The 20613-nt window shown below is 62.0% G+C and carries 20 protein-coding genes; 13 read left to right on the top strand and 7 right to left on the bottom strand.

The window, feature by feature from the left end; translation table 11 throughout:
• Positions 1-4: 4 nt before the first annotated feature.
• The gene (locus ACGHP5_RS04100; RefSeq protein WP_337657127.1) at positions 5-1012 is read right to left on the bottom strand and encodes an NAD(P)H-dependent glycerol-3-phosphate dehydrogenase; all 1008 of its coding nucleotides are present in this window, start codon (positions 1010-1012) and stop codon (positions 5-7) included.
• A 185-nt stretch (positions 1013-1197) separates the two neighbouring features.
• On the opposite strand from ACGHP5_RS04100, the gene ACGHP5_RS04105 reads away from it, so the two are divergent.
• The 7 genes from ACGHP5_RS04105 to ACGHP5_RS04135 all read left to right on the top strand — a co-directional run bounded on the left by ACGHP5_RS04105 (position 1198) and on the right by ACGHP5_RS04135 (position 10820).
• A complete protein-coding gene (locus tag ACGHP5_RS04105) occupies positions 1198-2217 on the top strand; it encodes a rod shape-determining protein (protein ID WP_010266755.1) in 1020 nt (339 codons plus the stop codon).
• A 143-nt stretch (positions 2218-2360) separates the two neighbouring features.
• Positions 2361-3215, top strand: coding sequence for a rod shape-determining protein MreC (mreC, locus tag ACGHP5_RS04110; protein WP_290532884.1), 855 nt, complete (start codon positions 2361-2363; stop codon positions 3213-3215).
• Positions 3216-3734, top strand: a complete 519-nt coding sequence (locus ACGHP5_RS04115; RefSeq protein ID WP_290532885.1) for a rod shape-determining protein MreD — start codon at positions 3216-3218, stop codon at positions 3732-3734. It abuts the gene before it with no gap.
• Positions 3731-5557 (top strand): penicillin-binding transpeptidase domain-containing protein, encoded by a 1827-nt coding sequence (locus ACGHP5_RS04120; protein ID WP_337755848.1) that lies wholly within the window; start codon positions 3731-3733, stop codon positions 5555-5557. The genes ACGHP5_RS04115 and ACGHP5_RS04120 overlap by 4 nt, the downstream gene beginning before the upstream one ends.
• Positions 5547-6989 carry a rod shape-determining protein RodA gene (gene rodA / locus ACGHP5_RS04125; RefSeq protein ID WP_290532887.1) on the top strand — a complete coding sequence of 481 codons (1443 nt, stop codon included), beginning with the start codon at positions 5547-5549 and terminating at the stop codon, positions 6987-6989. Before ACGHP5_RS04120 ends, rodA begins: the two co-directional genes overlap by 11 nt.
• Positions 6990-6995: 6 nt before the next feature.
• Positions 6996-9581, top strand: coding sequence for a calcium-translocating P-type ATPase, PMCA-type (locus tag ACGHP5_RS04130; RefSeq protein WP_390568108.1), 2586 nt, complete (start codon positions 6996-6998; stop codon positions 9579-9581).
• 6 nt (positions 9582-9587) lie between these two features.
• Positions 9588-10820: a phosphatase PAP2 family protein gene (locus tag ACGHP5_RS04135; RefSeq protein WP_337657133.1), complete on the top strand. Its 1233-nt coding sequence runs from the start codon at positions 9588-9590 to the stop codon at positions 10818-10820.
• Between the two features lie 53 nt (positions 10821-10873).
• On the opposite strand, the gene ACGHP5_RS04140 is transcribed toward ACGHP5_RS04135, so the two are convergent.
• Positions 10874-11362: a hypothetical protein gene (locus ACGHP5_RS04140; protein ID WP_295941925.1), complete on the bottom strand. Its 489-nt coding sequence runs from the start codon at positions 11360-11362 to the stop codon at positions 10874-10876.
• Between the two features lie 172 nt (positions 11363-11534).
• Here ACGHP5_RS04140 and ACGHP5_RS04145 point away from each other — a divergent pair, with 172 nt between their 5' ends.
• On the top strand, positions 11535-12188 hold the full coding sequence (locus tag ACGHP5_RS04145) for a rubrerythrin family protein (protein ID WP_295905250.1): 654 nt from the start codon (positions 11535-11537) through the stop codon (positions 12186-12188).
• A 206-nt stretch (positions 12189-12394) separates the two neighbouring features.
• Here ACGHP5_RS04145 and ACGHP5_RS04150 read toward each other — a convergent pair whose 3' ends face one another.
• Positions 12395-13120, bottom strand: a complete 726-nt coding sequence (locus ACGHP5_RS04150) for a YebC/PmpR family DNA-binding transcriptional regulator (protein ID WP_290532892.1) — start codon at positions 13118-13120, stop codon at positions 12395-12397.
• Between the two features lie 117 nt (positions 13121-13237).
• Between ACGHP5_RS04150 and ACGHP5_RS04155 the strand changes: the two genes are divergently transcribed.
• From ACGHP5_RS04155 to ACGHP5_RS04165, 3 genes are read left to right on the top strand one after another with little or no spacing between them, the layout of a single operon-like run.
• Positions 13238-13618 (top strand): VOC family protein, encoded by a 381-nt coding sequence (locus ACGHP5_RS04155; RefSeq protein ID WP_290532893.1) that lies wholly within the window; start codon positions 13238-13240, stop codon positions 13616-13618.
• A gap of 2 nt (positions 13619-13620) precedes the next feature.
• On the top strand, positions 13621-14202 hold the full coding sequence (locus ACGHP5_RS04160) for an L-threonylcarbamoyladenylate synthase (protein ID WP_295905245.1): 582 nt from the start codon (positions 13621-13623) through the stop codon (positions 14200-14202).
• Between the two features lies 1 nt (position 14203).
• Positions 14204-14599, top strand: a complete 396-nt coding sequence (locus ACGHP5_RS04165) for a thioesterase family protein (protein ID WP_290532895.1) — start codon at positions 14204-14206, stop codon at positions 14597-14599.
• Here ACGHP5_RS04165 and ACGHP5_RS04170 read toward each other — a convergent pair.
• Positions 14596-15549, bottom strand: coding sequence for a DMT family transporter (locus tag ACGHP5_RS04170; RefSeq protein ID WP_390568109.1), 954 nt, complete (start codon positions 15547-15549; stop codon positions 14596-14598). The genes ACGHP5_RS04165 and ACGHP5_RS04170 overlap by 4 nt on opposite strands.
• Before the next feature lie 134 nt (positions 15550-15683).
• On the opposite strand from ACGHP5_RS04170, the gene ACGHP5_RS04175 reads away from it, so the two are divergent.
• On the top strand, positions 15684-16622 hold the full coding sequence (locus ACGHP5_RS04175) for a DMT family transporter (protein WP_290532897.1): 939 nt from the start codon (positions 15684-15686) through the stop codon (positions 16620-16622).
• Between the two features lie 133 nt (positions 16623-16755).
• On the opposite strand, the gene ACGHP5_RS04180 is transcribed toward ACGHP5_RS04175, so the two are convergent.
• Genes ACGHP5_RS04180 through ACGHP5_RS04190 form a run of 3 tightly spaced genes read right to left on the bottom strand, consistent with a single transcriptional unit; the run spans position 16756 to position 19530 of the window.
• Entirely contained in the window at positions 16756-18156 is a 1401-nt protein-coding gene (locus ACGHP5_RS04180; protein WP_290532898.1) for a CCA tRNA nucleotidyltransferase, read from the bottom strand.
• Positions 18157-18160: 4 nt separating this feature from the next.
• On the bottom strand, positions 18161-18808 hold the full coding sequence (locus ACGHP5_RS04185; protein WP_290532899.1) for a GDSL-type esterase/lipase family protein: 648 nt from the start codon (positions 18806-18808) through the stop codon (positions 18161-18163).
• A gap of 5 nt (positions 18809-18813) precedes the next feature.
• On the bottom strand, positions 18814-19530 hold the full coding sequence (locus ACGHP5_RS04190; RefSeq protein WP_337658277.1) for a pyridoxine 5'-phosphate synthase: 717 nt from the start codon (positions 19528-19530) through the stop codon (positions 18814-18816).
• Positions 19531-19712: 182 nt separating this feature from the next.
• Between ACGHP5_RS04190 and ACGHP5_RS04195 the strand changes: the two genes are divergently transcribed.
• The gene (locus tag ACGHP5_RS04195) at positions 19713-20591 is read left to right on the top strand and encodes an NAD(+)/NADH kinase (RefSeq protein WP_390568110.1); all 879 of its coding nucleotides are present in this window, start codon (positions 19713-19715) and stop codon (positions 20589-20591) included.
• Positions 20592-20613: the final 22 nt, after the last annotated feature.

The raw sequence follows: 20613 nt of genomic DNA on the forward strand, positions 1-20613 counted from the left end.
ATCGCTAAATTAATTTGGTTGTCAGTTCCTGCATGCACCTGCGCGCCGAGGCGCCCTCGTAGAGCACCCGGTAAACCATGTCGGCGATGGGCATGTCGACCCGGTGGCGGAAGTTGATGTGGCGGATACAGTCGGCCGCGAAATAACCCTCGGCGACCATCGTCATCTCGTTCAGGGCGCTCTTGACGGTACAGCCGTGGCCGATGAGCAGTCCCAGCCGCCGGTTGCGGCTGTAAACAGAATAGCAGGTCACCAGCAAATCGCCCAGGTAGGCCGAGACCTGCGTGTCGCGCTCGGCGGGATAGCTCTCCTCCAGAAAACGGGTCATCTCGCCCGCCGAATTGGCGATCAGCACGGCGAGGAAGTTGTCGCCGTAGCCCAGCCCCACGGCAAGGCCGACCGAAAGGGCGTAGATGTTTTTCAGAATAGCGGCGTATTCGATGCCGTAAAGGTCGGTGGAGTAGCTGAACCGGACATTGTCGCCGGCGAAATGTCCGCCGATGCGCCGCGCGTTTTCGGGATCGGTGCAGACGACCGTGAGGTACGAGAGCTTGCCGCGCGAGACCTCCTCGGCGTGCGAAGGCCCGGTCACCAGCCCGATCTGTTTATACGACAGTCCGTAATGGTCGTGGATGTACTCCACGACGGTCTGATAGTCGCCCGGGACGATGCCCTTGATGGCCGAAACGACGAATTTGTCACGGAGCGGAACGGTCAGCGGGGCGAGGAAATCCTTGAGGTAGGCCGAAGGGACGGCGAGGATCACGATGTCGGCGTCGCGCACCACGGCGTCGAGGTCGGAAGACGGGGCGATGCTGCTGCGGTCGAACTCCAAATCGCTCAGATAGCGGGGATTGCGTCCTTCCGTGCACAGCGATTCGAGCACCTCGGGATTGCGGACATACCACCCTACGCGCCGGCCGTTGGCCGCAAGCAGTCCGACGATGGCCGTCGCCCAGCTTCCATAGCCGATGACCGCGCAGCGGGCTTCGGTTCCGATTTTATATTCCATGCGGAGATTCAGTTTTTCCAGCACAAATGTAATTAAAAAAAATTAGAATAAAATACAAAAATTTCCGGGGCTTTTTGCTACCTTTGTCGGGATATGTCATCCGCCGGAACCCGAAGCGGTGTTGCGGGCACGTATCGGATTGAGAATAAAGCATTTCACGAAATAGAACAGTTGGGTGTAGGAATATGGGAATTTTTTCACTGACACAGGAGCTGGCCATCGACCTCGGAACGGCCAACACGCTGATAATTTACAACGGCAAGGTCGTCGTCGACGAACCTTCGATCGTGGCCTTGGACGTCCACACGGGCAAACTCGTGGCCATCGGCCAGCAGGCCCGCCAAATGCACGAGAAGACCAACCCGAACATCAAGACCATCCGTCCGCTCAAGGACGGCGTGATCGCCGACTTCAACGCCACGGAGCTGATGCTGCGCGGCATGATCAAGAAGGTCAAGACCTCGGGCAGCCTCTTCGCCCCCTCGCTGCGCATGGTGATCTGCATTCCCTCCGGCTCGACCAACGTCGAAATACGCGCCGTGCGCGACTCGGCCGAACACGCCGGAGGCCGCGAAGTCTACATGATCTACGAACCGATGGCCGCGGCGCTCGGCGCGGGACTCGACGTCGAAGCCCCCGAAGGCAACATGGTCATCGACATCGGCGGCGGCACGTCGGAGATCGCCTGCATCTCGCTGGGCGGCATCGTCTGCTCGGAGTCGATCAACACGGCGGGCGACGTCTTCACCAACGACATCCAAAGCTACGTCCGCCAGCAGCACAACATCCGCATCGGCGAACGCACGGCCGAGGCGATCAAATGCTCGATCGGCGCCGCCGTTTCGGACCTGGAGCAGGAACCCGAGGATTTCGTCGTGACGGGTCCCAACATGCTGACCGCCCTGCCCCAGACCGTGTCGCTCTCGTACAGCGAGATCGCCTACGCGCTGGAGAAGTCGCTCACGAAGATCGACGCGGCGCTGATGAAGGTACTGGAATCCATGCCGCCCGAGCTGTACGCCGACATCGTGAAGAACGGCATCTATCTGGCCGGCGGCGGTGCGCTGATCAAGGGACTCGACCGGAGGCTGAACGAAAAGACCGGCATTCCGTTCCACATCGCCGAAGACCCGCTGCGGGCCATCGCCCGCGGAACGGGAATCGCCCTGAAGAATATCAACCGGTTCTCATTTTTAATGAAGTGATTCTTGTGATAACGGTCGTCTTCCGCACTTCGTTTGCTGTCCGGTACCAGTCATATACGAAAACCGGCAAAGGCCGATCGGGTAATATTTTGAGTGAAACGATTGCGGGCTTCGGTCCGCAATCTTAAATTAAGGAAGAAACTTTGCGCAAACTGTTCGAGTTCATACGAAGCGTCTACGTCGTGGTGCTGTTCGTGGCGCTGGAGGTCGCGGCCATCAGCTACTACGCCCATTCCACCCACTACACCCAGGCCCGGCTGCTCGCACGGTCGAACCAGGTGGCGGGAGGCGTGCACGGATTCTTCGCGGGCATCAGGCGCTACTTCACCCTCGGACGCGAAAACCGGCTGCTGCTGGGCCGCGTCGCACAGCTCGAAGAGCGGCTCGCCCAGTACGAGGAGGCCGAGACCAACGCGCGGCTCGACAGCTACATGCAGGACATCGGCGAATCGAAATACCGCTTCGCGACGGCATCGGTCGTGGCCAACACGGTCAACCGGGCGCAGAACCTCATCACGCTCAACCGCGGACGCCAGGACGGCGTGGTCGAAGAGATGGCCGTACTCTCGCCCGACGGCGCGATGGCCGGCTACGTCGTCGACTGCACGGAACGCTACGCCGTGGCAATGTCGGTGCTTAACACCTCGTTCCGGGCCAGCGGCAAGCTCGCCGACGCCGAATATTACGGCTCGATCTACTGGGACGGACTGGACCAGAACGTGGTGATCCTCGGCGAGCTGTCGAAATACGCCGACCCGAAGCCCGGACAGGAGGTCGTGACGACCGGATTCTCGCAGTATTTCCCCGCCGACGTGCTGATCGGCTGGGTCGAGAGCGCCTCGCTCAACGAGACCCGCACGGCCTACACGGTACGGGTGCGGCTCGCGGCCGAAATGTCGCGGCTGAACGAAGTCGTGCTGGTCGGCAACCGCGACTTCTACGAAATCCGCAACCTGCAGCAAAGCGAACAAATCGAACAACATACCCGGCCCGACTAAATGTATCGCACACTACCATATCTCGGACTTTTCGCGGCGGCGGTGCTGCTTCAGGTTTTCCTGTTCGACAACCTGACCATCAGCATCTACCTCAACCCGCTCGTATACATCGTCTTCATCGCCCTGCTGCCGCTCGACACGCCGCCCGCGGCCGTGCTGGGCGCAGGACTGGCGCTGGGCGTCACGATGGACTTCGCCATGGGCGCGGCGGGAATCAACACGATCGCGACCCTGCTGATCGCCTTCCTGCGCCCGACCCTCGCCGGCATGATCTGCGGCCGCGACAATGTCCGCGAAGGAGGCATCCCCTCGTCGGCACGCCTGGGCGAACGGAAATTCATCACCTACCTCGTGGCGCTGACGCTCGTGCACCACGCCGTATTCTTTTCACTGGAGGCCCTTTCGTGGACCCACGCGCTCCACACGCTGCTGCGCATCGTCGTCAGCACGGCGGTATCGGCGGCCTTCATCTGGATCATCGCCCGCATCTTCACCGCCAAAATCCCCGTGCGCATATGAGAAACTCCGAGAGTTTCATGCGGATGCGCACGCTGCAGGTCGTCGTCCTGCTGATCTTCGCGCTGATCGTCGGGCGGCTGGCCTACATCCAGCTCTTCGATTCGCGCTACGACGACCTGGCACGCGCCAACGTGCTGCGCCACGTCGTGCAGTACCCGCCGCGCGGCGAGGTCTTCGACCGCAACGGCGAATACCTGGTGCAGAGCCGCGAGTGTTACGACCTGATGGTCATTTCGAGCGAAATCGGCAAACAGGGCTTCGACACGGCCCGCATGTGCGACGTGCTGGGACTTTCGCGCGCCCGGCTCGAACGCGAGCTGGCCAACGCACGGATGCGTCCGCGGGCGCCGCGGCTGATCATGAACTACATCTCCAAGGAGGACAAACTGCGCTTCGACGAGTGCAACTTCCGGGGTTTCTACACCGTCTACCGCACCGTCCGCCGGTATCCCCGCGAGGTGGGCGGCAACCTGCTGGGGTATGTGAGCGAGGTGAACCCCGACTACCTGAAGCGCAACCCCGAATACAAGACGGGCGACTACGTAGGGATGAACGGCGTGGAGTCGGCCTACGAGCCGCAGCTCCGGGGCCGCAAGGGCGTCCGGATCCAGGAGATCGACACCCACGGTGCGATCAAGGGTTCCTACATGAACGGCCGCTACGACTCGGTTCCCGAGCCGGGGCGCTATCTGGTGAGCACCATCGACGCCCGCCTGCAACTGCTGGGCGAGGAGCTGATGCGCGGCAAGGTGGGAGCCGCGGTGGCCATCGAGCCTGCGACGGGCGAAATCCTGATGATGGTCTCCTCGCCGACGTACGATCCCGATGAACTGGTGGGGCGCCAGCGGGGCAACAACTACATGAAAATGCTCTACAACAAGCGCAAGCCGTTGTTCAACCGCGCGGTGAAGGCCAAATATCCCCCGGGGTCGACCTTCAAGCTGGTGCAGGGGCTGATCGGCCTGCAGGAAGGGGTGCTCCGGCCTTCGGACCTGCACTCCTGCCACATGGGCTACCAGGCGGGGCGCCTGAAGATGGCCTGCCACGCCCACGCCTCGCCGCTGGACCTGCGCTTCGCGGTGGCGACCTCGTGCAACGCCTACTTCTGCTACGTCTTCCGCGACATCCTCGACAATCCCAAATACGGGAGCGTGAAGGAGGGTTACGACGTCTGGAAACAATATGTCGAGAGCTTCGGATTCGGGCGCAAACTGGGTTCGGACTTCCTCGACGAGGGCAACGGATATGTGCCCGACCGCGCCTACTACGACCGCCAGTACCGGGGTTCGTGGAACTCGCTGACGGTGCTGTCGCTCTCGATCGGGCAGGACGCGCTGGGCTGCACGCCGTTGCAGCTGGCCAACCTGGCGTGCATCGTAGCCAACCGCGGCTACTACTACATCCCGCACATCGTGAAGAAGATCGAAGGACAGGACTCGCTCGACGCGCGTTTCTACGAACGCCACTACACGATGGTCGAACCGAAGCACTTCGAACCCATCGTCGAGGGCATGTGGCGGGGCGTGAACGTCGGGGGGACCTCGACCCGCGCCCGGCTCGACGGGTGGGACGTCTGCGGCAAGACCGGAACGGCCGAAAACCCGCGCGGCCGCGACCACTCGACGTTCCTCTCGTTCGCCCCGAAGGACAACCCGAAAATCGCCATCTCGGTCTACGTCGAGAACGGCGGATTCGGCGCCTCGGCGGCCCTGCCGATCGCCAGCCTCCTGGAGGAGTACTACCTCACGGACACGATCCGCAGGCCCGAACTGCTGCAATACATCAAGGACATGAACATCTATTATCCCGCTTATGACAAGTAACCGGCATAACGGCATCTTTTACGGCGTGGACGGCTGGACCGTCCTGCTCTACGTGCTGATCGTCGTGGCGGGATGGATCTCGATCACCTCGGCGTCGTACGACGAAGGCACGGCCGACCTGTTCTCCTTTTCGCACTTCTACATGAAGCAGCTGATGTGGATCGGCACGGCATGGGTCACGGCGATCATCGTCCTGCTGCTCGACGAGAGGTTCTACCACATGTTCGCCTACCCGGCCTATCTGGGCGGCATCGCGCTGCTCGTGGCCGCGCTGCTGTTCGGCCGCGAGGTCAACGGCGCGAAGGCGTGGTTCGAGTTCGGGTCGCTGCGCGTACAGCCCGTAGAATTCGCCAAGATCGCCACGGCCCTGGCCCTGGCCCGCGTGATGAGCGAATACTCCTTCTCGATCAACCGCGCGGGCGACCTCTTCAAGGTCGCCGTGGTGATCTGCATCCCGCTCTTCATCATCATCCTGCAGAACGACACCGGGTCGGGCATCGTGCTGGGGTCATTCCTTTTCGTACTCTACCGCGAAGGGCTGAACAAATGGCTCTGCATCCCGGTGCTGCTGATCGCCGCGCTGTTCATCGTCTCGTTCCTCCTCTCGCCGATGACGCTGCTCGTGACGCTGATTCTGGTCTGCACGCTCTCCGAGGCGATGATGAACGGCCAGTGGCGCTCGCGCCTCGTGTTCCTGGCCGTCGTGATGCTGTCGGCCATCCTGCTGTGCCTCGTGATGGCGCTGATCGCCCCCGGAACGCTCGACCTCTACCACAGCCTGCTCACGACGACCCTTGCGGCGGTGGTCTTCGCCGCCGTATACGCCTACCGCTCGAACATGGCCAACATCTTCATCACGCTGGGACTGTTCGTCGGTTCGCTCATCTTCCTGCCCACCACCGACTACATCTTCAACTCGATCCTCAAACAGCACCAGCGCGACCGCATATTGAGCTTCCTGGGCATCATCAGCGACCCGCTCGGAACCGACTACAACGTCAACCAGGCGAAAATCGCCATCGGCTCGGGCAACTTCTGGGGCAAGGGCTTCCTCGAAGGAACCCAGATCAAATACGGATTCGTCCCCGAAAAGCACACCGACTTCATCTTCTGCACCGTGGGCGAGGAGTGGGGATTCGTCGGCGCGGTCGTGGTGCTGACGCTCCTGTGCCTGCTGATCCTGCGCCTGATGCGCATGGGCGAACGGCAGCAGGAACCGTTCGGACGCATCTACTGCTACTGCGTGGCGGCGATCCTGCTGTTCCACGTGCTGGTCAACGTGGGCATGACCATCGGCCTGATGCCCGTGATGGGCATTCCGCTGCCGTTCATGAGCTACGGAGGCTCGTCGCTCATCGCCTTCACGATTCTGCTGTTCATCGCCGTGCGGCTCGACGCCTCGACACGACAATTTTCCGTACACAAACTATAATATCCGATGATTCGCTACAACCCCAAAGGACTGACTACCCCGCAAATCGACGAAAGCCGCCGGCGTCACGGCGACAACGTCATCACCCCGCCGAAGGACGATTCTGCCTGGCGCCTGCTGCTGGAAAAATTCCGCGACCCGATCATCCGCATCCTCCTGCTGGCCGCCGTGCTGTCGCTCATCATCGGATTCGTCCACAAGGACTTCACCGAATCGGTGGGCATCATCTGCGCCATCATCCTCGCCACCTGCGTCGGATTCTGGTTCGAATGGGACGCCCAGCGGCGTTTCCGGAGGCTCAACCAGGTCAACGACGACATCCCCGTGAAGGTGATGCGCGACGGTTCGATTCGCGAAATTCCGCGCCGCGACGTGGTCACGGGCGACGTGGTCTACATCGAGAGCGGCGAGACGATTCCCGCCGACGGAGAACTGGTCGAGGCCGTGTCGCTGAAAATCAACGAATCGACGCTCACGGGCGAACCCGAGGTGGACAAGACGGTCGACGAAGCCGACTTCGATCCCGAGGCGACCTATCCCTCGAACGCGGTGCTGCGCGGCACGACCGTGGCGGACGGCTACGGCGTGATGGTCGTAACGGCCGTGGGCGATGCGACCGAGGCCGGGCGCGTCACGGAGCAGTCGACCGTGCAGAGCGAAGAACAGACACCCCTCGACCGTCAGCTGACGCGCCTCTCGCGCCTGATCGGCCGGCTGGGCATCCTCCTCTCGGCGCTGATCTTCTGCGTGATGCTCGGAAAGGCGATCTTCGCGGGCGGGCTGCTCGAGAGCGACTGGCTGACCATCTCGCAGCACGTTCTGCAAATCTTCATGGTCTCGGTGGCCATCATCGTCATGGCGGTGCCCGAAGGGCTTCCGATGTCGATCACACTGTCGCTGGCGATGTCCATGCGGCGGATGCTGAAGACCAACAACCTCGTGCGCAAAATGCACGCCTGCGAAACGATGGGCGCCGTGACGGTCATCTGCACCGACAAGACCGGCACGCTGACCCAGAACCGCATGCACGTGCAGGAACTGATCCGCTACGACACGCTTCCCGCACGGGAATTCGCCGAGGTCGTGGCCCTGAACACCACGGCGTTCCTCGACGCCGAAGGCCATATCATCGGCAACCCCACGGAAGGGGCGCTCCTCCAATGGCTGCATGAACACGGAGAGGACTACGAATGCCTGCGCACCGAAGCGAAGATCGTCGACCGGCTGACCTTCTCGACCGAACGCAAATACATGGCGACGATCGTCGAGAGCGGCGTCTCGGGCCGCCGCATCCTTTCGGTGAAGGGCGCCCCGGAGATCGTGCGCACGATGTGCGCCCCGGACGGAAAGGACGCGCAGGTCGCCGAACAGCTCCTCGGATTCCAGAGCCGCGCCATGCGCACGCTGGCCGTGGCATGGGCCGAAACCGCATCGGACGACTGTCTCGAAGCGGTCAAGGCGGGCGGGCTGCATTTCGCGGCGGTGGCCGCCATCTCGGACCCTGTGCGCGAGGACGTTCCGGCGGCCGTCACGCGCTGTCTGGAGGCGGGAATCGGCATCAAGATCGTCACGGGCGACACCCCGGCCACGGCGCGCGAGATCGCCCGTCAGATCGGGCTGTGGGACGACGCCACGGACGGCGACCGCAACCACATCACCGGCACGGAGTTCGCCGCCATGAGCGACGAAGAACTGCTGGAACGCGTACAGGAGCTGAAGATCATGTCCCGGGCCAGGCCGCTGGACAAGCAGCGCCTCGTCAGGCTGTTGCAGCAGCGCGGCGAGGTGGTGGCCGTGACGGGCGACGGCACGAACGACGCCCCGGCGCTCAATTTCGCCAACGTAGGTCTCTCGATGGGTTCAGGGACCTCCGTGGCCAAAGACGCCTCGGACATCACGCTGCTGGACGACTCGTTCGCCTCGATCGCCACGGCCGTCATGTGGGGCCGCTCGCTCTACCGCAATATCCAGCGTTTCGTGCTGTTCCAGCTGACGATCAACTTCGCGGCCATCACCATCTGCTTCATCGGCGCGGTGTTCGGAACCGAGATGCCGCTGACCGTGGTGCAGATTCTCTGGGTGAACATCATCATGGACACCTTCGCGGCGATGGCCATGGCCTCGCTGCCGCCCAGCCCCGAAGTGATGCGCGACAAACCGCGCCCGAGGGACGAATTCATCATCACCCCCGCCATGGCCCGCACCCTCTTCACATGCGGCACGGCGATGGTGGTCGTACTGCTGGGAATGCTCTTCCGGTGGACGATCCTGCAGGGCGGACTCACGGTGGAACAGCTGACCGTGTTCTTCTCGACGTTCGTCTTCCTCCAGTTCTGGAACATGTTCAACGCCAAGGGATTCGAGACACGCCATTCGGTCTTCACATGTCTCGCCGGCTGCCGCGAATTCTTCCTGATCCTCGCGGCGATCGGCGTGGGGCAGGTGCTGATCGTGGAGTTCGGAGGCGAGGTGTTCCGCACCGAACCGCTCTCGTGGATGCAATGGGCCGAGGTGATCGGCTTCACCTCGCTGCTGGCCGTCGGCGGCGAAATCATCCGCGCGATCCACAGAAAAAGAAAGCAGTTGCGATAAAATACGATGCTCAGACGTCTGACCGCCGCCTGTCTGCTCTCATTCGTGGGCCTGGGAGCAGCTGCGCAGTTACCGGACAGTGTGGACATGAGCGCCGGAGGGGAATTCCGGCGGCGCATCGACCGCCACACGTCGACAAAAGCCTACCGCATGTTCTTCGTCGGCACGCCGCTGATCGTAGGCGGCGTCGTGATGCAGGCCTACGACTCCGACTTCCGCCGCCTGCGCAACGGGTACAGCCGTTCGTTCCGCCACGACTACGACGACTGGCTCCAGTATGCTCCCGCCGGGGCGATGGTGGCCCTGAAAGCCTGCGGCGTCAGGGGACGCAGTTCATGGGGCCGTATGCTGGTCTCCGACGCCTTTTCGGCAGGACTCATGGCCATCGGGGTCAACTCGCTCAAATACTCCTGCCGCGTGATGCGCCCCGACGGATCGTCGCGCAACTCCTTCCCCTCGGGGCATACGGCGACGGCCTTCATGACCGCCACGATGCTCCACAAGGAGTACGGTCACCGCAGCCCGTGGTACAGCATAGGAGGCTACACCGTGGCGACGCTGACGGGCGTCACCCGCCAGCTCAACAACCGCCACTGGATGAGCGACATCATGGTAGGCGCCGGCATCGGCATCCTCGCCACGGAACTGGGATATTTCCTCGCCGACCTGATTTTCAAGGAAAAGGGACTGAATGTCACGGAGACCTGCTCGGTCTACGACCGCTACCGCCGGCCGTCGTTCCTCGGGTTCAGCCTCGGATTCTCGACCGTGCCCGGAAGCTACACGCCCTATCCCGGGATGCACATGCAGTTCCTCTCGGGACCGGCCGTCTCGGTGCAGGGCGCCTGGTTCGCGACGCCCTACTGGGGCTTCGGCGGCCGCATGTCGTGCACCAACCTGCGTGTGAAGGTCAACGGCGTTGCCCAGAACGACAACCTGGAGTGCGCGTCGATGTACGCGGGCCCCTACTTTTCCTACCCTTTTTCGATGCGGTGGCTCGTGGGCGCCAAACTGCTCGGAGGGTGCGAGATCTACAAACCGTGCCGCACGGACCTGCGCAGGCTGGAAGGACGCGCCGGATTCTCCTTCGGAACCGGACTTTCGACCACTTACCTCGCCACGCAGAACCTCGGCGTGCGGTTCACGGCCGATTACGACGTCGCACCTCCCGTGGTGCGTTCGTCGCGCGAACGGCTTCACAAACTCACCTTCGGCATGGAGGTCTGCGCGGTATTCTGAAAAAAGCGGACTCCATCGGGAATCCGCCATAGAACCATAATTTGCGGCCGCTTTTACAAGAAAGGTTTTTCTGCCTCGGCCCGCACGTTTTTAACCGTAATGCCATCCTTGACGTAATCGGGAATCTCCGCGGCGACATACTGCGAAATATTGCCGGCAGTTTGGGAGCGGAGTCGCAACAACTCCGCCGTCTGACTCTCGACCACATAACTGCTCTCCCACGGAGTGCCGTCTGTATAAGTCCCCGAAAGAAGCGCCTTCTGCTCGTACACCGTAACGGTATACGTGCCGGTATATTTCGAATAACCGATCGTATTGAGGCTCTGGTAGAGTTCGAACGAACGGTCTGCCGCGAGATGCAGATAGATACTCCGCGGCAGTTCCTGACTGCCGTTCCATTGGGAAAGCACCCAACTGCCTGCCTCAAAAACAGGCCCGTCCACAGGAGGTTTTTCCGGCTCCTCGGAGTCCTCTTTACTGCCACAACCCACAGCCAATACGACGGCAAGTGCCGCAGCAAAAAATTTCAATCCGATTTTCATTGAGTGCATCCCACCCGCATCTGATCCTTACGGAGTCGGATTTACAAATATAGGAATTCGAATTCAAAATTCCAAGCCGGAATGCGAAAATCCCCGGAGGCAGACGAAACGGGCGGCCGTTGGCATAAAAAATGCACGTTCCGGACTGCGGCTTTTCCCCCGGCAGAACATTATGAAACTGCGTCTCGGTCTGATACTTCTGTTATTCGTGGCATCGGCAGGCATCCTCGTCTGGCTGTACTACGCAGCGACGCGCGAACCCCGGTCCCCGAAAGGTTCGCCGTGGGCCGAAACGCTCGCCGACTTGGACGCCTGCTGCCGCCGCAAACATGTCAAATCGGTGCAGTACGACCATTTCGCGGACATCGCGGCCGACGAGAAGCGTCACACGGCCGAACGGCTGTTCCGGGCCATGGCCTTCTCCGAGCGGTTGCAGGAGAATAACTGCGCGACGGCGATCCTCCGTCTCGGAGGCCATTATACGCCCCCGGGGAAGATCGTCATCTTCGGCGGCACGACCGACGGCAACATCGAACGGAGCATCGCCTACGAACGGCAGGCCTACGCCGGGCGCGGCGGAGCCGACATCCGCCGGGCGATGGAGCGCGGAAACCGCTATGCGGCGCGCATGCTGACCTGGGCCGCGGCGGGAGACATGCGGAACATCGTCCTGATGGGACACTGCCGGCAGGAGGACCGCAACGCCCCCGATACGGGCCGGTTCGCAGTCTGCCCGAACTGCGGCAGTCTCTATACGTCGGAATACGTCGACTGTTACTGTCCCGCCTGCCTGACCGGCAGTGACCGGTTCGTAAAATTCGAATAGCCCCGCGACTTTTGTCGTCAAAAGGGTCTTCAAAACCATCCGCATGCCACTCTCCACGGGATTGCCCGATACCCAGATGTTTCCGATTTCAGAGGAGCGGGGGGGGGTTGCGCTCAAACGAAGCGAGGCGCTAACGGGCTGTATCGGAATACGTCCCATTCGCGCCCCGCGGGTGCAAGGGCAAAGATGCCCTGTAAAATCGGAAACTACTCTTCGTCGGTCTCCTTCATGGTGTGGTAGACGTTCACCACGTCGTCGTCCTCTTCGAGTTTCTCGACCAGTTTCTCGACCGATTCGCGGCCTTCGGCGTCAAGTTCCTTCACGTCGGTGGGGATACGCACCGATTCGCCCGAAACGATCTCGAAGCCCTTGTCGTCGAGCCACTTCTGGATGGCTCCGAACGATTCGTAGGGCGCGTAAACCGTGATGCCGTCCGCCTCGGGGTAGAACTCGTCGACCCCCAGGTCGATCATCTCCAGTTCGAGCTCCTCGGGATCGACACCCTCGGCGGCGCGGAACTTGAAGACGCATTTGTGGTCGAACAGGAAGCCCACCGAGCCGCTGTTGCCCAGCGTACCGCCGCATTTGTTGAAATACATGCGCACGTTGGCCACGGTGCGGTTGGTGTTGTCGGTGGCGGTTTCGACGAGGAACGCGATGCCGTGAGGGCCGTATCCTTCGTAGATCACCTCCTTGTAGTCGGCGGCATCCTTCTCGGTGGCACGCTTGATGGCTCGTTCGATGTTCTCCTTGGGCATGTTCTCGGCCTTGGCGTTCTGGATCAGAATGCGCAGGCGGGTGTTGCCCGACGGGTCGGAACCTCCGGCCTTGACGGCGATCTCGATCTCTTTACCCAACTTGGTGAAGGTGCGGGCCATGTGACCCCAGCGTTTCATTTTTCGCGCTTTGCGATACTCAAAGGCTCTTCCCATAAGATTATCGTTTTTTCGGATTTTTTCTTTCGTGGTGCAAAGGTATAAAATTCGGAGTTAAAAATTAAAGATTAAAAATTAAAAATTACTTTTGTAGCGTACAAAAACACCGGAATCATGGAAATCAAGAGTCGTTTCGACCATTTCAACATCAACGTAACGGACCTCGACCGCAGCATCGCCTTCTACGACAAGGCCCTCGGGCTGCGGGAAACGGGCCGCAAAGAGGCCTCCGACGGAGGGTTCACGCTGGTCTACCTGGGCGACGGGCAAAGCCCCTTCCGCCTGGAACTCACCTGGCTGCGCGACCACGCCGCCGTGCCCTATGAACTGGGCGAGAACGAGAGCCACCTCTGCATGCGCGTGGCGGGCGACTACGACGCCGTGCGCGAGTACCACCGCGCGATGGGCTGCGTCTGTTACGAAAACCCCGACATGGGGCTCTACTTCATCAACGACCCGGACGACTACTGGATCGAAATATTACCCCTGAAATAGCCATGCAGACGCAAACCGAAATGCAGAAGGAGGTCGACGAGGCCGTGCGCACGATGCGCGCGGGCGGCATCATCCTCTACCCCACCGACACGGTCTGGGGACTGGGCTGCGACGCCACTTCCGCCGCCGCCGTGGAGCGGATATACAAGCTCAAGCGGAGCGTGAACAAAAAGTCGATGCTCGTGCTGTGCGCCTCGGCCGACATGATCGTCCGCTACGTCGACAAGGCCCCGGGAATCGCCTTCGAGGTGATGGAACTGGCCACATCGCCCCTGACGGCCATCCTGCCGGGAGCCTCGGGGCTTGCCGAAAACCTCATTCCCGACGAGGGGACGCTCGGCGTGCGCATCCCCGACCACGAATTCTGCCGCCGGATGCTCCGCGCCCTGGGGCGGCCCATCGTCTCGACCTCGGCCAACATCTCGGGCGAAGCGACGCCCGTGGGATTGCAGGACGTCTCCCGCGAGATCATCGACGGCGTGGATTTCGTCGTCAACCCCCGTTTCGAAGGCAAACCGACCCGCAAGGCGTCGTCGATCATCGCGTTCGGCGAAGGCGGCGAGGTGAAAATCATCCGCGAATAAGATGGCGCGCACGCTCGAAACCCCCATTCAGAAACGGTTTTCCGACATAGACCCCTTCCAGCACGTGAACAACGTCTCGCAGCAGATGTATTTCGACGTGGGCAAAATGGAATATTACGAAAAGGTGTTGGGCGCGGAGGTGCTGCTCGCAGACCTGCGCATCCTCACCGTCTCGACCTCGACCTCCTACCTGGGGCAGGTGCGGATGCACGATCCCGTGCGGGTGACGACCACCTGCGAACGGGTGGGAACGAAGAGCCTGACGCTCTTCCAGCAGCTGTTCGCCGGCGGCGAGTTGCGCAGCGAGAGCCGCTCGGTGATGGTCGTCTTCGACTTCGCACGCCAGCGGAGCGAGCCGGTTCCCGACGCCTGGCGCGAACGCCTGCTGGCCGATTAGTGCTCCAGCCGTCCGTCGCCGCGCAGTTTCGGCAGGCCGTGACGGACGTAATACTTATAGCCTGCCACCACGAGGATGACGCCCGCGAAGATAAAAACCGAGGCGGTGATGTTCGCGGCGTCGAAATGCGCCTGTCCGCGCGTAATGGCCAGAATGCCCGCGATCACGGGCTGGATATAGCGGTAGAGCGCCGTGTGTACCGAGGTCAGTTTCTCCGTGCCGCGGTAAAGCAGGTACATGGGCAGGACGGTTCCCAGAATGAGGATATACCCCAGTTCGGCCTGCGCATACAGCGGAAGCCGCAGGAACGGTACGTGGTCGATGTATTTCCAAAAGAAGGGCGCCGTTATGGCCAGCCCGATGATGTAGTACCACCCCATCACGACCAGCGTGCCCAGCTTCTCCAGCTGCGGCTTGATAATCACCGTATTGACGGCGATGGCCACCACGGCCGCCAGCACGAACAGGTTGCCCTGCGCACGGCTGCCGTGCGTGAGCGAAAAGCCGTCGCCGAGAATCAGGATTCCGGCACCGACGAGCGCGCAGACCACCCCCACGACCCGCGCCCTGATATATTTGCGCGGGTGCATCAGGTGGTCCATGATCAGCGTGAAGGCCGGGCCGAGCGTGGCGATGACCGAGGCGTCGATGGGCGTGGTGTAGGACGATCCCCAGAGCAGCATGTACATCCAGCCGTAGACGATCAGCAGCGTGACGATCAGAATGTTGCCCGCATCGCGCCACGTGATGCGGTAGGAGTAGCGGGAAAAAATCGCGAAGGGGATGAAGAAAACAGCTGCCGAAAGCACCTGCAACATGAATATCTGCTGGAAATCGAGGTAATTGCGCGTGAGGGAGACGTAGAACGAGAAATTCGCTCCGAAAAAAACGTTGGCGAAGACCAGGTCGAGATTATAGCGCGTTTTGCTCACTAAAAGGGAGCCGGGCAATTATCGCACCGAATTTTACCGTATATTTGCCCCGGCTAAAAGCCGGGATTTAAGGGCAGAAGCAAGAATCGCGGTCCGGAGACTAATCGGCGCTTCGCCCCATTTAGATCCCGCTCCTTAAGCGGGTCATGAAGATGGACAAAGGAAAACTGAAAGGACATGCGGCCCTGTGGGTCGCCAACATCGTCTGGGGACTCAACGCCCCGATCGGCAAAAGCGTGCTCTGGTCCGAGACCAATCCCGGAGGGGTAAGCCCCTTCGCGCTGAGCGTCTACCGCATGGTGGGCGCCGCGCTGCTGTTCTGGGCGGTCTCGCTGCTGCTGCCGCGCGAACGGGTCGCCCCGCGCGACATCGTGCTGTTGCTCCTGGCCTCCGTCTTCGGCATCCAGCTCAACCAGATGCTGTTCCTGTGGGGACTGTCGCTCACCTCGCCCATCGACACGTCGATCATCGCCACGGTGGTCCCCGTGCTGACGATGGTGCTGGCGACGCTGTTCCTGCGCGAGCCGATCACGTGGCTCAAGGCCGGGGGCGTCTTTCTGGGATGCGCCGGGGCGCTGATCCTGATTCTCGTGAGCCAGCACGGCGCAGGCCACACGTCAAGCGTCACGGGCGACGTACTGTGCATCGTCAGCGCCGTCAGCTACGCCACATACCTCACGGCCTTCCGCAACGTGATCGTCCGCTACTCGCCCGTGACGACAATGAAGTGGATGTTCCTCTTCGCCGCCATAGTCGCCGTGGTGATCTACTACCGTCCGCTGACCGCGGTCGACTACGCCGGGCTGGCGCCCCGGACCTGGGCCGGAATCGGCTACGTCGTGGTCTGCTCCACGTTCCTCTCCTACCTGATGGTTCCCATCGGCCAGCACCACCTGCGGCCCACGGTCGTGTCGATGTACAACTACGTGCAGCCCGTCGTGGCGGTGCTGTTCACCGTGGCGATCGGCCTCGACACGTTCGGATTCACCAAGGCCGGAGCCGCGCTGTGCGTTTTCGCGGGGGTATGGCTGGTGACCAAGTCGAAATCCCGGGCGCAGCTCGACGCCGACCGGCTGAAAGGCGGCAATTAGAAACCCGGGCGGCTGCTTCAGACTCCCGTTCCGCGCCCCGCGCACGAAACGGAACCGCCCCTGAAAAGCATCGCAGCCGAATAGCCGGGGCGGACGCCCCCGGAACCAAAAGGCGAACCCCGCGGGGTTCGCCTCATTTCTGCACCGGGATCAGCCCCCGTTCGGCCGCCAGCCGCTCCATCAGGGCGTAGGCCGCATCGTAATCGTTGGGAATTTCGCCGTCGAGAATGGCGTTCTTGATAATCTCCTTCATGTCGCCGATCACACGTCCCGGGCCGATGCCGTAGGTCTCCATGATCAGCTCGCCCGTGATCGGAGGCTGGAAGTTGCGGACGCGGTCGCGCTCCTCCAGGTCCTTCATCTTGCGGCGCACCAGCTCGAAATTCGAAAGGTAACGTTTCACTTTGGCGTCGATGCCCGAGGTGATGTCCGCCTCGCAAAGGGTCATCAGCGCCTCCACGTCGTCGCCCGCCTCGAACAGCAGCCGGCGCACGGCCGAGTCGGTCACGAGGTCCTCCGAGAGGATGATGGGCCGCAGGTGGAGGAACACGAGCTTCTGCACGAACTTCATGTGCTCGTTGAGCGGCAGTTTCAGCTGGCGGAAAATCGCCGGGACCATCTTCGAACCGAGCACCTCGTGGCCGTGGAAGGTCCAGCCCACACGGGGGTCGTAGGCCTTCGTGAGCGGCTTGGCGATGTCGTGCAGCACGGCGGCCCAGCGCAGCCACAAATCGCCGCTGCGGCGCGCCACGTTGTCCAGCACCTTGAGCGTATGGATGAAATTGTCCTTATGGGCGTGACGGCCCCGCTTCTCCACCCCTTTGAGGTTGTGCATCTCGGGGAAAATCCGCTCCAGCAGCCCGGTGAGTTCCAGCAGTTCGAAGCCCATCGAAGGGACGGGCGAAAGGACGATCTTGTTGAGTTCGGTGACGATGCGTTCGCGCGAGACGATGCGGATGCGTCCGGCGTTGCGGCGGATCGCCTCGAAGGTCTCCTCCTCGATGGTGAAGCCCAGCTGCGCGGCGAATCGGACGGCGCGCATCATGCGCAGGGGGTCGTCGGAAAAGGTGACGTCGGGATCGCACGGCGTGCGGATGATACACTCCTCGAGGTCCGACATCCCGTCGAAAGGATCGACCAATTCGCCGAACGTGGCCCCGTTCAGCGACCACGCCATGGCGTTGATCGTGAAGTCGCGCCGCCGCTGGTCGTCCTCCAGCGTGCCGGGTTCGACCTCGGGTTTGCGCGAATCGCGGGTGTAGGACTCCCTGCGCGCCCCCACGAACTCGACTTCGACACCCCGGGCGCGGACCATCGCCGTGCCGAAGGTCTTGAAGACCGAAACCTTCGCCTTCAGTTCGCGCGCGAGCGCCTCGGCCAGCGCAATGCCGCTGCCCACGACCACCACGTCGATGTCGGTCGAGGGCCGCCGCAGGTAGTGGTCGCGCACGTAGCCGCCGACGACGAAAGCCTGCACGCCCTGCTCGTCGGCAAGGCGCGAAATCCGCCGGAATATGGGATTCGACAACGGCACGCGGCTACTTCACGTGTTGTTTGATCGCATCGCGCCACACCACGTAACCTTCGCCCGTCAGATGCAGGCCGTCGTTGGTGTAACGCTTGTCCAGCCGCCCCTCGTGGTCGGCCAGCGCCCCCCAGACGTCGAGGTAGGTGACTTCCTTCTCGTCGCACAGCGCTTCGAGCCGCTTGTTCAGCGGCACGATCAGACGGCCGTGCTCATAGTGGTTCTTAAACTTGGCGAAAGACTCGCCGTTGACGGGCAGCACGCTCTGCACGTAGATTTTCGTCCACCGCGACTCGGACTGGAAACGGTCGATGAGCCGGGCCACGTTGGCCACGATCTCGTCGGGCGAAACGCCGGCCGCCAGGTCGTTGACGCCGATCATCAGAAACAGTTTCTTGGGATGCCCCCCGACGATCGGGTCGAGACGGTCGAGCAGCCACCCCGAGCGGTCGCCGCTGATGCCGCGGTTCTTGACGTGGCGGTTGTTGAACAGTTCGGCCCACTCGCAGCCGTCGGTGATCGAGTTGCCCAGGAACACGATGTCGCTCGAATAGACCGGGAGCACCTCGAAAAGGCTGCGCCGCTGGCGGTTGTATTCGCTCTGCGCAAAGGCCGTGCCTACGGCGAACAGCGCGGCGGCAAGGATCAGGATGCGTTTCATAGTCGTCAGATTTTAAGTTCGCGCCGGTAGAGCTGCACGGTGTTTTCCAGTCCGTAGTAGAGGGCGTCGCAGATCAGCGCATGGCCGATCGACACCTCGTCGGTCCACGGAATGCGTTCGACGAACCAGCGCAGGTTCTCCAGCGAAAGGTCGTGGCCGGCGTTCAGCCCCAGCCCCTGCCGGCGTGCCTCCTCGGCAGCGGCCAGATAGGGGGCGACGGCCCGCTGCGGGTCGTCAGGATATTCGCGCGCATAGGCTTCGGTGTAGAGCTCCACGCGGTCGGCGCCGCAGGCCTTCGCCCCGGCGACCATCTCGGCCACGGGGTCCACGAAGACCGAGACCCGGATGCCCTTCTCGTGAAAACGCTTCGTCACATCGGTCAGGAAAGCACGGTTGGCCAGGGTGTCCCACCCGGCGTTCGAGGTGATGGCGTCGTGGGCGTCGGGAACCAGCGTCACCTGCGCAGGGACCACCTCCAGCACCAGGTCGATGAAACCCGGGATGGGGTTGCCCTCGATGTTCAGTTCGGTCGTGAGCACCCGTTTGAGGCCGCGCACGTCGTCGTAACGGATATGCCGCGCATCGGGACGCGGGTGAACCGTGATGCCCTCGGCGCCGAACCGCTCGATGTCCAGCGCAGCCCGGACCACGTCGGGCAGATTGCCGCCCCGCGAATTGCGCACCACGGCGATCTTATTGATGTTAACGCTTAATTTCGTCATAATTTTTACGCTGTTTCACGGAATACGGGATGCGATCCGGACAAGCTCAAATAAATTTGGCGCATCGCTCACCTTTCCGTATATTTGCCGGTGATATGCCACGTCCCGGCGCCTTGCCGGGCCGAAAAGGCCCCGGATCGTTCCGGCGTGGTAAAGTTACTCATTTTTTCGAAACTCCGCCGATGAAAATCATACTTTTTTCCCGCGCGCAGATCGCCCACACCCCCGAGGAGATCCGCCAGCTGATCGGAACGATCGGAGCCTTCGGCTTCGATTACGCCGTCAACGAGGAGTTTGCGCCCCTGGTGCGGCAGGCCACGGAAACGGCGCTTCCGCCCGAAAGGATCTACGGCCGCTACATCGGCAAACAGCCTGCCGAAACCGTCATGGTCTGCTACGGAGGCGACGGAACGCTGCTCGAAGGGGTGCACCGCCTCTGCGGCGCGCCGATTCCCGTCATGGGCATCAACGCCGGCCACCTGGGCTTTCTGACCAGCGCCCCGAGCAACGGGCTGAACCTGATCTTCCGCGAGATAGCCGAAGGAAACATCGCGACCGAACCGCGCTCGATGCTGCGCGTCACGGGCGAATTCGCCCGGCAGCCCGAATCGCAGCTGGCGCTCAACGAATTCACCGTGCAGCGCCACGGCGCGGGAATGATCTCGGTGGAGACCTACGTCGACCGGCAGATGGTGGCCACCTACCACGGCGACGGGGTGATCGTCTCGACGCCCACCGGGTCGACGGCCTACTCGCTCAGCGCCGGAGGTCCCGTCGTGGCCCCGACGTGCCAGTGCCTGGTCATCTCGCCCCTGGCGCCCCACAACCTCACGATGCGCCCGGTGGTGATCCCCGACACGGGTGTCATCACGCTCAATGTGGACGCCCGCCGGGCCGACGCCTTCGTCACGCTGGACAACCGGACCTACCCCGTTTCGCACGGCGCGTCGTTCACCGTGGAGCGCGCCGAACAGACGATTTTTTTGGCCGTGCCGCACAATATATCATTTTACGACACGTTACGGAATAAGATGATGTGGGGAATCGACATCCGCAGTTAATCATTTATCGCATTTTTCCACA

Origin of the sequence: Alistipes sp. i18-0019-D1 (assembly GCF_042852885.1) — a bacterium.
Taxonomy (GTDB): domain Bacteria; phylum Bacteroidota; class Bacteroidia; order Bacteroidales; family Rikenellaceae; genus Alistipes.

What these genes read in the sequence shown, in the direction of transcription:
- ACGHP5_RS04105 (WP_010266755.1), top strand. Translation starts at nt 1,198, where the DNA reads ATGGGAATTTTTTCACTGACACAGGAGCTGGCCATCGACCTCGGAACG.
- rodA (WP_290532887.1), top strand. Translation starts at nt 5,547, where the DNA reads ATGACAAGTAACCGGCATAACGGCATCTTTTACGGCGTGGACGGCTGG.
- ACGHP5_RS04150 (WP_290532892.1), bottom strand. Translation starts at nt 13,120, where the DNA reads ATGGGAAGAGCCTTTGAGTATCGCAAAGCGCGAAAAATGAAACGCTGG.
- ACGHP5_RS04165 (WP_290532895.1), top strand. Translation starts at nt 14,204, where the DNA reads ATGGCGCGCACGCTCGAAACCCCCATTCAGAAACGGTTTTCCGACATA.
- ACGHP5_RS04130 (WP_390568108.1), top strand. Translation starts at nt 6,996, where the DNA reads ATGATTCGCTACAACCCCAAAGGACTGACTACCCCGCAAATCGACGAA.
- ACGHP5_RS04175 (WP_290532897.1), top strand. Translation starts at nt 15,684, where the DNA reads ATGGACAAAGGAAAACTGAAAGGACATGCGGCCCTGTGGGTCGCCAAC.
- ACGHP5_RS04140 (WP_295941925.1), bottom strand. Translation starts at nt 11,362, where the DNA reads ATGAAAATCGGATTGAAATTTTTTGCTGCGGCACTTGCCGTCGTATTG.
- ACGHP5_RS04195 (WP_390568110.1), top strand. Translation starts at nt 19,713, where the DNA reads ATGAAAATCATACTTTTTTCCCGCGCGCAGATCGCCCACACCCCCGAG.
- ACGHP5_RS04160 (WP_295905245.1), top strand. Translation starts at nt 13,621, where the DNA reads ATGCAGACGCAAACCGAAATGCAGAAGGAGGTCGACGAGGCCGTGCGC.
- ACGHP5_RS04120 (WP_337755848.1), top strand. Translation starts at nt 3,731, where the DNA reads ATGAGAAACTCCGAGAGTTTCATGCGGATGCGCACGCTGCAGGTCGTC.
- ACGHP5_RS04115 (WP_290532885.1), top strand. Translation starts at nt 3,216, where the DNA reads ATGTATCGCACACTACCATATCTCGGACTTTTCGCGGCGGCGGTGCTG.
- ACGHP5_RS04190 (WP_337658277.1), bottom strand. Translation starts at nt 19,530, where the DNA reads ATGACGAAATTAAGCGTTAACATCAATAAGATCGCCGTGGTGCGCAAT.
- ACGHP5_RS04185 (WP_290532899.1), bottom strand. Translation starts at nt 18,808, where the DNA reads ATGAAACGCATCCTGATCCTTGCCGCCGCGCTGTTCGCCGTAGGCACG.
- ACGHP5_RS04135 (WP_337657133.1), top strand. Translation starts at nt 9,588, where the DNA reads ATGCTCAGACGTCTGACCGCCGCCTGTCTGCTCTCATTCGTGGGCCTG.
- ACGHP5_RS04100 (WP_337657127.1), bottom strand. Translation starts at nt 1,012, where the DNA reads ATGGAATATAAAATCGGAACCGAAGCCCGCTGCGCGGTCATCGGCTAT.
- ACGHP5_RS04155 (WP_290532893.1), top strand. Translation starts at nt 13,238, where the DNA reads ATGGAAATCAAGAGTCGTTTCGACCATTTCAACATCAACGTAACGGAC.
- ACGHP5_RS04145 (WP_295905250.1), top strand. Translation starts at nt 11,535, where the DNA reads ATGAAACTGCGTCTCGGTCTGATACTTCTGTTATTCGTGGCATCGGCA.